The sequence below is a fragment of the Schwartzia sp. (in: firmicutes) genome, assembly GCF_978017985.1.
This window is the reverse complement of the sequence record NZ_CDXDFU010000126.1, coordinates 1-11,184: the sequence shown is the minus strand read 5'-3', so window position 1 is coordinate 11,184 and position 11,184 is coordinate 1. Positions and strand designations below refer to the sequence as shown.

The window sequence follows — 11,184 nt, the reverse complement described above, 5'->3', positions numbered from 1 at the left end:
CAAAGATTTTTGAGAGTTTTTCATCAGCAAATTAAACCCATACAGGAGGATAATATAAAGTGAAAAAAATAGCTGCACTGTTATTGCTTGTTACATTTTTGATTACGGGATGCGGAGCTTCAAACTCCGAAAAGAAGGCAGATACACCTTCGCAAAGTAAGAAACAGATTGTTATCGGTTTAATGCCTGATACGGATTCTATTCCGTTCATTATTGCCGAGAAGAACGGCTATTTTAAGGAAGAGGGCGTTGAGGTTACACTTATGCCCTTCAAAAGCGCAATGGACAGAGATGCTGCTATGCAGAGCGGAAACCTGGATGGTGCTGTATCTGACCTTCTGGCAGTCGCATTTGCAAAATCCGGTGGATTCGATGTATGCGTTACGTCCATGACAGACGGAAACTACCGTCTTGTCGCAGGTAAATCTGTTGATTTGGCAAACGGAGTCAGCGCGCTTAAAGGCAAAGATGTCGCTGTATCGAAAAATACGATTATTGAGTATGTAACAGATCAGATACTGGCTAAAAACATTATGCCGGATACAGATATCGAAAAGGTTGTTATTCCTCAGATTCCACTTCGCCTTGAAATGCTGCAGAACGGAAAGCTGGCAGCAGCAACGCTTCCTGAACCAATGGCAAGCATTGCAATATTTCACGGCTGTAAGTTCGTAACGGATTCTGCAGAATTGGGAATTAATCCCGGCGTTATGATGTTCACCAAAACTGCGGTAAAGGACAAAAACAGTGAAATTGCAGCTGTTTACCGTGCTTATAACAAAGCTGTAGACTATTTGGCTTCTACGGACCGTGAAAAATATATTGACTTTATCATTGAGAAAAACGGATTCCCTTCTGAAGCAAAAAATGCTTTGAAGCTGCCGGCTTATCACAAAGCTGAACTTCCGAAGGAAAAGGATATCAGCGAATGTATGGATTGGCTGTACAGCAAGAAGCTTGTTTCAGATAAATATTCTTATCAGGATTTAGTGGTTAAGGGACTTTTTTAAATGATTACTATTTCTAATCTGTCTGCTTCATATCAGTCGGATGAAGGTCTGATTCCTGCTATTACGGATATTTCATGCGGTATAGATAAAGGGACGACATGTGCCGTAATTGGGCCGTCAGGCTCCGGCAAATCAACGTTCCTTCGTTGTATTGCAGGGCTTCAGAAAAACGGATACAACGGTAAAATTACTGTTAACGGTGAAGCCGTGAACCCACGTGAAATAAATATCGGTTTTATGCCGCAGCGGTTCGGTCTGCTTCCTTGGAAAACAGTAAAGGAAAACATTGAGCTGGGATGCAAAATAAAAAACATTCCGCTTGATTCTCGCAAAAAAACAGAAGAGTCTTTAATCAATGAACTTGGCCTGCAGGACAAACTCGAAAGATATCCGATGCAGTTATCCGGTGGAGAACAGCAGAGGGTGGGGCTTGCACGTGTCTTTTTGCTCCGGCCTGATATTTTATTGATGGACGAGCCATTTTCATCACTGGATGTTATAACAAGAGAATCCATTCAGAAGGTATTTCTCTCTCTTTGGAAGGAAGTTTCCGTGACAACCGTTTTTGTCACGCACTTTATCGAAGAAGCCGTTTTTCTGGGCCAGCAGATTATTGTGTTTTCAAAGCATCCCGGGAAAATTCTTTCTATCATTCAAAATCCGTTTTTTGGCCGCAAGGGTACAGTACAGTCTGAAGAATATTTGAAATTCGTTTATAATCTGCGTCTGCTGTTAGAGAAGGAATTAAATGAATAACAAGGTAAATACATCGTTTTTATCATGCCTTGCAGGGTTTGTTATCATTTTAATCTGCTGGGAGATTTTTGCACTGATTGTAAATCTTCCAATAATTCCGCACCCTGTAAAGGTCTTTCAAAAATTGTATATGATTTTTGGAACCATGATTTCAGTACATCTGCTGCAGAGCCTTTACAGAATACTAACGGGGCTTGTGTGTGCGGTGCTTATAGGAGTTCCGCTTGGAATATGCATAGGATATTTTCCAAGGATTGAGCGCCTTTGCTCGCCGCTTGTTTACCTGCTTTATCCGGTTCCTAAGGTCGCGCTGCTTCCGATTGTTATGCTGTTGTTTGGAACCGGGGATGTCTCCAAGGTATTGATTATCTTTGCAATTATCATTTTCCAGATAGTATTGTCAATCCGCGACAGCATACATGAAATCTCCGAGGAGCTGTATTATCCGCTGAAATCTTTGGGGGCTTCGTTTAAGGACATATTTTTCGATATTTTATGGCCGGCATCGCTGCCAAGACTGCTGACGGCACTTCGTATCAGTACCGCAACCAGCATATCAGTTCTTTTCTTTACTGAAACCTTCGGAACGAAGTACGGTCTCGGTTATTTCATTATGGATGCATGGCTCAGGGTTAACTACCTTGAAATGTACGCAGGAATCATAGTTCTGAGTCTGCTCGGACTGACTGTTTTCTGCATATTTGATTTGCTCGAAAAAATGTTTTGCTCGTGGAAATGAACGTAAAAAATCTCCATCCAACAGATATCTGCTGAATGGAGATTTTTTTAATCCTCATCTTCTTCGTCAATTTCATGTTTGGGCGTGTATTCCATAATGAACTGGTCAATACGCGCTCTGTCGAGTTTTGTTATTTTGAACGTAAAATCATTCCACTGGAACTTTTCGCCGACCTTCGGAATATATCCAAAGTTGGAGGTCAGGAAACCGCCCATAGTCTGATAATGGTCTTTTTCCTCATTGGGAAGTACTTCAATATCAAATTTATCCTTAAAATCATCAATATCGCACAGCCCGCTTATGCGCCATTTATTTTCCTCGATAAGAGATATGCCCGGAAGCTTATTATCATCCTGATCAAGCGTATTGCCGATAATTTCTTCGAGAATATCATTGAGAGTAATAAATCCTATGACACCGCCGTATTCATCCAGTACAACAGCCTCATGCACTCCGCTTTCCTGAAATTTTGCCATGACACGGAATGTTTCCATAGAGCGGGGGATAAGCAACGGCTTCTGCAGGTAATCTTCGATGTTAAGTGATTTTTTATCAATTGCAGCATTAAGCAAATCCTTCGCATAAATAATACCGCAAAAATCATCCAGGTTATTTCTTCCAACAGGGAAGACAATGTCAGGATTCTTTTGGATAAGCTTCAGGTTATACTCAGGCGTGTCCTCCAAATCCAGCCACAGCATCTGCGTACGTGGAGTCATCAAAGAGTATGCTGTTTGGTCGCTCATACGGAAAATATGGTCAACCATGTGCTGCTCTGTTTTTTCGAAGGTGCCGTCCTCTGTTCCTTGCTCAATTAAATCCTTTACCTCGTCCTCGGTGACCGTATCGTCAATCTGAGGATTTATTCCCACAAGCAGAAGCAGCCTGTCGGCCGTCCCGGACAGGAATTTTACAAATGGAGCAGAGAAACGCTCAAGATACTCCAGCAATGTGATATGGTCCAGTAAAACAGATTCAGGATTCTGCAGCGCAATCTTTTTAGGCAGAAATTCTCCGAGTATGATACTAAAAAATGTCGTAACTGCGATACATAAGCCTACCGAAAGACAGAAGGAATACTGTATATTAATCAACGGCGAAATAATCGGGGCAATCTTTACGCCCAGAATAACACCTGTAACAATACCGGTCAGCGTAATGCCTATCTGCACGACAGTCAGCAGAGTACCGGGATTATCAAGAATATCCAGTGCTTTGCGGGCAGAAGCATAGCCCTCGTCAAGCAATCTGTCCAACTGGCTCTTGCTGCTCTCGTTTATAGCTGTCTCAATAAGAACCAAAACACCGTTGATGATAACGCAGATTAAGACAAAGAAAATTCCAAATCCTAGTTCATAGGGATTCAATATTCCAACACAACCTTTTACAAAATTTTTTCCTATTATTATAATGCCAGAATGTAAATTTTGTCTATGATAAACTTTATATTATAACTAGGATTGGTAGGATGCCTGCTATAACATACTAGACAAAAATGCGGATTCCGCAAAAATGTCGATTAAGATTGATGAATGAGTTTCGCGTATAAAAAGATAAGGCATATCACAAAAATCCTGAATCCGGATGGGCTCAGGATTTTTGCTTTTTTCGACTAATCTATAGTACAACTATAGATTAGTCAGATACCTATATTGGTATTTTTCCGAATTTATTTGTCATACGAAGTGTTTAACAGAATAAATGTATATATCGTGAGGACGTTTTGTCGATGACAAACCTTAAGTAATAGCATTATAATAGAACAAAGACTTTGTTTATAAATAATCGAGGGAGTGTATTGCAGGCATGCAGGATGCAGATAATATTATAAAACAGATTCCTGTGATTCAGTGGTTTCCGGGACACATGCAGAAGACCCGAAAGCTGATACAGGAAAATTTGAAGCTTGTTGATGTAGTTGTTGAGCTGGTTGACGCACGGGTACCTGTTTCAAGCAGGAATCCGTGGTTTCAGGAGATTTTAAAATCCAAGCCCCATATCATCGCACTGAATAAGGCTGATTTGGCTGACAGTAGACAGCTGAAGGATTGGATAAAATGGTTCAAGGATAACGGAACACCTGCTGTTTCTTTGAATTCTGTGACGGGACAGGGTATTCGTGAGCTTGTGCAGCTGACGGCCAATGCTTCAAAGAAAAAGGATGCCATGTATGAGAAAAAAGGCGCTTTTGTAAGAGCCACCAGAGCGATGATTCTCGGAATCCCGAATGTAGGAAAATCTTCTTTGATTAACCGTCTCGCAGGAAAGGCACGTGCAAAGGTTGAGAACCGCCCGGGCGTTACCCGCGACAAGCAGTGGATACGTTTGCGCAAGGATTTGGATTTGCTTGATACTCCGGGTGTATTGTGGCCTAAATTCGAAGATCCTGCGGTCGGACTGAAGCTTGCATGGATTGGTTCCATAAATGATGATGTATATGATACTGAATCTGCAGTACTAATTTTGCTGGAATGGCTGCGAGACAATTATAAAATCGCCCTAAGCAAACGATATAATATTGAGATGGATGAATTAGACTGCTCCCCTATGGAGATTTTCGAGAAAATAGGGAAGAAGAGGGGCTGTCTGTTAAAGGGCGGCGTAATTGATACGGAAAAGACCATGAATCATATTTTGTCTGATTTCAGACAAGGGAATCTTGGCGGAATAACTTTAGATGAAATCCCAGAGGGCGAAACAGATGGACTTTAAAAATTTAAAGATTAAAGAGTTACAGGCTTTGTTTGCTTCTGATGACATTTCCGAAGAGCTCATAGATTTTTGCAGAAATGATTCAAGACAGGGTGTTCAGAAGCTCTGGAAACAGTACAGTAAAAAACAGGAAGAGTATCAAAAAGAGTATCAGCGTATTCAGGATTTATATAAGTATGAATATGAAGCGCAGAAAGAGGGCTTTGAATTCATTGCCGGCGTGGATGAGGCAGGAAGAGGCCCCTTGGCAGGACCTGTTGTAGCAGCTGCGGTTATTTTACCTATTGGAACCTTCATTAATAAACTGAACGATTCCAAGAAGGTAAGTCCGCAAAACAGAGAGCTTCTTTTCGACGAGATTTTTGAAAAAGCTGTTGCTGTTCACTGTTCCATCATAGATGCTGAGGTTATTGACCGTATCAATATCTATCAGGCAACGATGAATGGTATGTATGAATCTATTTTAGCTCTCGACCCACTTCCGCAGAAGGTTCTCATTGATGCGGTAAAGCTTGATCAGTTAAAAATCCCTTCGCTTTCCATCATAAAGGGTGACGCAAAGTCAGCATCTATCGCTGCTGCATCCATCATAGCGAAGGTAACACGAGACAGACTTATGCTGCAGTATGATAAACAATACCCTGAGTACGGATTTGCAAAGCATAAGGGTTATGGAACTGCTGAGCATATAGATGCAATAAGAAAATATGGCCCGTGCCCGATTCACAGGAAATCTTTTGAACCTATTACTTCCATCATTAAAAATAGATAGGAGTGTTTGAAATGAGTATGGAAACCAGCTCAACAACGCTAACTCCACAAATATCTACTGTCAAAGGCAAAGAAAGCAGTCAGGAAATATCTTCCGCTTCACGAAAAAGTGTAAGCGGTACTTCTGCGTTTTCCCCGCAAACCAATGTTGATATAAAAAATTCGGTCGCAGATATGGCCGGTATTCTGTCGAAAATCTCGCAGGAACGGCAGACAAACGAAACCAGTCTGTCTCCGCAGATTCAGAAGATATTAAATCAAATATTGGAGCAGTCCTTTTCACTGGAGTCAACATTGTCGAATGGGTTGGGGAGTACTCTTGAGAGTCAGAGATTTTCAGTTGATCAGATGCTGACATTCGGCAGAATGCTTTCGCAGATGGCTTCTTTAAGTGAACAGGGAGCATTGAAGGATATCGATGAAAGTATCCAAACTCTGCTTAAAAATTTGAAGGAGCTTTTTTCAGCACAAAACAAAAATATTTCAGAACCGGCTTTGTTACATAAATTTTCATTTGAATTAATAAATGGTCAGGAATTAGATGATGTATCTCCTGAGCTTCTTAAATTTTTAAAAGCAAATACTAATTCAAATCAGTCCGGAACCGCTAATTCTCAAGCAAATTCCAATACTGCCAACAATTCGCAAGCGCTTGATACACTAATAAAATCTATTATTACAACATCAAAACAAACAACAACTGCTGCAAAAAATCCGGGAAATACTCTCCCTTCACAGGATAAAATGCAGGGCAGAGAATTTCAGACAGTAAAAGACCAGTCTGTTTTTAACAGCAATGCAAACGCCGCAGACGGGGCAAAAAATATTCTTACACGCGACAACAGCTCCTCACGTATTTTTAGACCCAGTGAGGGAAATATACCTAACCAAGAAGTAAAAAACGATTCTACGGCAAATGAGGCCGCAAAAAATCAAAACGGAAAAAATGCTATGTCTGCGGAGGAGTTTTTTAACACTAAGACAGCCACGACAGAAAATGCTGTTAGAGCCAAAACTCCCGGTGCACCCGAAGAGCAGACTGCACAAAAGATGGGAAGTAATATTTCAGGTGCATTAAATGAAAATGCTGATGAAAGTATCGCTGAAAAGAACGAAGTAATTCAGAAGCAATATATGGAAGCTTTTAAGTGCGGAGAAAAAGCTGAGCAGAATCAGAAGACCTTTGATATGCTGCAAAATAATAATGAAGTACAGCGAAATAACGATATGCTTCTGCGCAATTCTCAGGAACCGGTACAGCAAAAAACTGCTACACAGCCAGAGAAGCTTTTGATAGAAAACACAAAAGAAACTATGCAGAATCTGAAATCTATGGCTTCGCTGCTGCTTAAGGATGCACAGCTTACAGAGAAAGATACTGCGCTTTTGATGAATTTTATCAATCAGCGTAGGGATTTTATGCCTGAATCTGACGCCAAGCAGCTGCAGTTACTGCTTAGACTGTGTCAGTCCAATGTTCCCGCGGCGGTAAAGCAGGCCGCAGATCAGCAGAATCTGCCTGAACTCACAAGGCTTTGGGCTTTTATGGAGCTGTGTGATTTAGCAAATCTGAAGGAAAAGAATCCTCAAAATTTACGTCAGGCAAGCAAAAAGGTATATGATTTTGCCGGTATGATAAAATCCTCAATGACTTCTTCGGAAAGTCTGCAGGCAAGACAGGGAACCCGTTCAATGGATTTCATGATACCGCTTTATTTGGGTGATAACGAAAAAACTCCGTATCCTACATATCTTCATGTATATGACGAAAAGCAGGAGGATCCTGAGAATCCGGGTGAACAAAAACGTGAAACGTGGCTTAGGCTGTGCCTGCTTACGGAAAACATAGGCGCTGTTGATGTTACTTTCCGTCTGTATGATGAAACAAATCTTGATGTAAGAGTATTGTTTTCCGATCCCGGAGCGGTTGAGGACTTCAAGGAGTATATCCCTGAGTTCAGGCATTCCTTTGATGATTCGCCGCTTCGTTTGGCAGATTTCAGCATTGCGATGGCAGGAGCTAAGGTATCATGAAAAGTATCATGAATAGAAAAACTAATATCCCTGTTACAGAGGCAGAGGATAATCCAAATGTGCCTAAAAAAGCAGTTGCGCTGCAATATGACCCTATGAACGATAAAGCCCCTAAGGTTACGGCAAAAGGCAAGGGGTATGTTGCAGAGAAAATTCTGGCAGCCGCACAGAACAACGCAATACCGGTGTATCAAAACAAGACACTGGTTAATCTGCTGATGGCTTTGGAGCTTGATAAGGAAATACCTGCGGAATTATATACTACAGTAGCTGAAGTATTGGCATATATTTACCGCATGGATAAAAAATCTTCAAGGAGCTCTCTTAAGTGAATACAAAACCGTTAGGTAATTTTGGAGAAGATATGGCAGTAAAATATCTTCTCCAAAAAAAATATAAAATAATAGAACGTCAATTTCATTCCAGACACGGTGAAATAGATATTATCGCCCAGGACGGAACAAATACGATAGTATTTATCGAAGTAAAAACCAGAAGAAATGCAAAATACGGTGCGCCTGCATTGGCTGTAACAAAATACAAACAGGACAGAATAATACATACGGCTATGTGGTATGCGCATGTAAAACACCTTGAACAGACACGCTTCCGCTTCGATGTGGTAGAAATATATGTTTTTCCGGATGCGACACATAGGGTACAGCATTATATTAATGCGTTTGAATTGTAAACAATTGAGAGTTTATTTATAAAATATATCTTTAAAACCGAACATATATATGGTATACTAAATCTAGAAAGTAGTAAAACTTCCGATAAGTATAAATTATCGGAAGTAAATAAGGAGTGAAAATAATGGCCCGGCATAATCAAACTTCTGCACAACGTCGAGAAAGCATTTACGCACTTATTAAACAGTTTTTGAAAGATCGCGGCTACCCACCATCTGTCCGTGAAATCGGTCAGGCTGTCGGGCTGAAATCCAGTTCTACGGTTCATGCTTATCTTGACCAGATGGAAGACCACGGTATGATACGTCGCGACCCTACCAAACCAAGAGCAATCGACCTTATGGAAGATAACCCATGGAGCAATACAGTTCTTGTACCTCTGGTCGGAACAGTTGCTGCCGGCGTCCCTATCTCCGCTGAGGAAAATATTGAAGAAACCTTCGCTCTTCCTACCAACCTCTTAGGCACAAAGGATGACACCTTTATGCTGAAGGTTAAAGGCGAAAGTATGATAAATATCGGTATCTTTGACGGCGACTATGTTATCGTCCGTCAGCAAAACACCGCAAAAGACGGTCAGGTTGTTGTTGCTTTGGTCAATCAGGAAGAAGCAACGGTAAAAAGATTCTATAAAGAAAAGGACTGCGTAAAACTGGTTCCCGAAAACGATTCCATGGAGCCGTTCTACGAAAAAGATGTGCAGATTTTAGGTTTGGTTATAGGCGTATACAGACAGATGTAAAAGAAAAATGCCGCATGTGCGTAAAAACACATGCGGCATTTTTTATTCTTTAATAACTTCGTTGGCTGCACCCAGGATACCAATAACGGCATGCTCGAACGTCAGACCGCCCTGAAGATATACAGCATACGGTTCGCGCATCGGACCGTCTGCGCTTAACTCAATTGACGCGCCCTGAACAAATGTTCCTGCGGCCATGATGACCTGGTCTGCATATCCCGGCATATCCCAAGGCTCAGGAGCCGCAAAAGAATCTACAGGAGAATTAAACTGCAGACCGCGGCAAAATGCGATAAGATTTTCGGCATTTCCAAGCTCGATTGCCTGAATAATGTCCCCTCGCGCCTCCGTGGATTTTGGAGATGTATTAAAGCCAAGAGCTTCAAATACGCCTGCAGCGAAAATAGCACCCTTTACTGCTTGTGCGACAACATGCGGTGCCAGGAACAGTCCCTGGAAAATTAAACGGTTATTCGCCAGAGAGGCCCCCAACTCGTCCCCCATTCCCGGAGAGGTGAGGCGGTAGGAGGCAAGCTCAACCAATTTATCCTTTCCGACTATATATCCGCCCGTAGGTGCGATTCCGCCGCCCGGATTTTTGATGAGCGATCCGGCCATAATGTCGGCACCCACCTGTACAGGCTCTTTTGTATCTATAAATTCGCCATAGCAGTTATCTACAAAGCAGACACAGTCAGGATTGATGCCTTTTACGATAGAACAAATTTTGCTGATATCATCCAGGCTCAACGGATTGCGCATACTGTAGCCGCGTGAGCGCTGAATCAAGACCATCTTTGTCTTTGAGGTTACTTTTTCCGGAATCAGATCGTATGCCACCTGATTATCTACGATAGGAACCTCATCATATAAAATACCGAATTCCTTCAATGAACCCGGTGACGGATTATCGTAGCCGATAACAGTCTGCATCGTGTCGTACGGCTTGCCGGTGATAGAAACCAACTGGTCGCCGGGACGCAGGATACCAAAAAGTACAGTAGCCAGTGCATGTGTTCCGGAAACAAAATGAGTGCGGACGAGCGCACGCTCTGCACCGAAAACCTCAGCAAACAATTCATCCAGCTTCTGACGTCCGATATCATCATACGCATAGCCGGAGGTAGTATTGAAATGTGCGTCGGATACCTTCAGCTTTCGCATGGCATCCAGTACCTTTTTCGTGTTGAACTCGGAAACTGTGTCTATCTGTTCGAACAAAGAACTTGATTTTTTTAACACATCCTTCTTGATTTCATCAAGTTTAGGAGAAAACATAAATACGGGTCGTCCTTTCTTGCTTTGGTATACGATTTAATTCAAGCGGTTGATTATATTTGAAATATTTTTCAAGGTAATATTCATAGTGCCGTTTTCGAGCTTTTGAAACTCCAGAAAATCTGTGCTGTCAAAATACTCTACGGGAATGGATAATTCAATTCCGGTATCCGTTCTCAGCTTATGATTTACCAGCTTTTTCATGATGGGCTCTTTTTCAACCTTTATATTCTGGTCGTCCTGAAAGCCCTTTTTGCGAAGCTCTTCCTGATATGCCTGCTGCAGGGCGGGCTGATCAGGAAAAACCGCAGCAGCTGTCTCTACGGGATTCAAAGTATCCTTCGTTTCCAATTCTTCAGCTATTGCTGTTTTTACAGCATTAGTCGCGTGAATTGCATTGCGGTTAAAGGATTCGGCAACCTTTTCTGCCGTTTTTTCCAGCGTGTGAAT

Annotated in this window: 12 protein-coding genes; 9 read left to right on the top strand and 3 right to left on the bottom strand. The window is 41.8% G+C overall.

The genetic code is table 11. From position 1 onward, the window contains the following. The first annotated feature begins 59 nt into the window (after positions 1-59). The 3 genes from ACY69O_RS05785 to ACY69O_RS05775 are packed head-to-tail and all read left to right on the top strand — an operon-like array spanning position 60 to position 2,505. Complete coding sequence (locus tag ACY69O_RS05785) at positions 60-1,010, top strand: ABC transporter substrate-binding protein (RefSeq protein ID WP_462332515.1); 951 nt, start codon at positions 60-62, stop codon at positions 1,008-1,010. Further along, positions 1,011-1,766, top strand: coding sequence for an ABC transporter ATP-binding protein (locus ACY69O_RS05780; protein ID WP_462332514.1), 756 nt, complete (start codon positions 1,011-1,013; stop codon positions 1,764-1,766). Beyond that, positions 1,759-2,505 carry an ABC transporter permease gene (locus tag ACY69O_RS05775; protein WP_462332513.1) on the top strand — a complete coding sequence of 249 codons (747 nt, stop codon included), beginning with the start codon at positions 1,759-1,761 and terminating at the stop codon, positions 2,503-2,505. Before ACY69O_RS05780 ends, ACY69O_RS05775 begins: the two co-directional genes overlap by 8 nt. 47 nt (positions 2,506-2,552) lie before the next feature. Here ACY69O_RS05775 and ACY69O_RS05770 read toward each other — a convergent pair whose 3' ends face one another. Beyond that, positions 2,553-3,872: a hemolysin family protein gene (locus ACY69O_RS05770; RefSeq protein ID WP_462332512.1), complete on the bottom strand. Its 1,320-nt coding sequence runs from the start codon at positions 3,870-3,872 to the stop codon at positions 2,553-2,555. 439 nt (positions 3,873-4,311) lie between these two features. Between ACY69O_RS05770 and ylqF the strand changes: the two genes are divergently transcribed. The 6 genes from ylqF to lexA all read left to right on the top strand — a co-directional run bounded on the left by ylqF (position 4,312) and on the right by lexA (position 9,456). Next, positions 4,312-5,217 carry a ribosome biogenesis GTPase YlqF gene (gene ylqF, locus ACY69O_RS05765; protein ID WP_462332511.1) on the top strand — a complete coding sequence of 302 codons (906 nt, stop codon included), beginning with the start codon at positions 4,312-4,314 and terminating at the stop codon, positions 5,215-5,217. Next, a complete protein-coding gene (locus ACY69O_RS05760; protein ID WP_462332510.1) occupies positions 5,207-5,989 on the top strand; it encodes a ribonuclease HII in 783 nt (260 codons plus the stop codon). The genes ylqF and ACY69O_RS05760 overlap by 11 nt, the downstream gene beginning before the upstream one ends. A 743-nt stretch (positions 5,990-6,732) precedes the next feature. Continuing rightward, the gene (locus tag ACY69O_RS05755; RefSeq protein ID WP_462332509.1) at positions 6,733-8,022 is read left to right on the top strand and encodes a hypothetical protein; all 1,290 of its coding nucleotides are present in this window, start codon (positions 6,733-6,735) and stop codon (positions 8,020-8,022) included. An 8-nt stretch (positions 8,023-8,030) separates the two neighbouring features. Beyond that, a complete protein-coding gene (locus ACY69O_RS05750) occupies positions 8,031-8,354 on the top strand; it encodes an EscU/YscU/HrcU family type III secretion system export apparatus switch protein (protein ID WP_462332516.1) in 324 nt (107 codons plus the stop codon). After that, positions 8,351-8,713 (top strand): YraN family protein, encoded by a 363-nt coding sequence (locus tag ACY69O_RS05745; RefSeq protein ID WP_462332508.1) that lies wholly within the window; start codon positions 8,351-8,353, stop codon positions 8,711-8,713. The genes ACY69O_RS05750 and ACY69O_RS05745 overlap by 4 nt, the downstream gene beginning before the upstream one ends. A gap of 125 nt (positions 8,714-8,838) precedes the next feature. Continuing rightward, the gene (gene lexA / locus ACY69O_RS05740) at positions 8,839-9,456 is read left to right on the top strand and encodes a transcriptional repressor LexA (protein ID WP_462332507.1); all 618 of its coding nucleotides are present in this window, start codon (positions 8,839-8,841) and stop codon (positions 9,454-9,456) included. Between the two features lie 42 nt (positions 9,457-9,498). Here lexA and ACY69O_RS05735 read toward each other — a convergent pair whose 3' ends face one another. Together ACY69O_RS05735 and ACY69O_RS05730 are read right to left on the bottom strand one after the other, a co-directional pair. Continuing rightward, positions 9,499-10,734 (bottom strand): methionine gamma-lyase family protein, encoded by a 1,236-nt coding sequence (locus tag ACY69O_RS05735; protein WP_462332506.1) that lies wholly within the window; start codon positions 10,732-10,734, stop codon positions 9,499-9,501. 36 nt (positions 10,735-10,770) lie between these two features. Beyond that, positions 10,771-11,184 (bottom strand): nucleoid-associated protein (locus ACY69O_RS05730; RefSeq protein WP_462332505.1); only part of this gene is annotated, 414 nt, incomplete at its 5' end.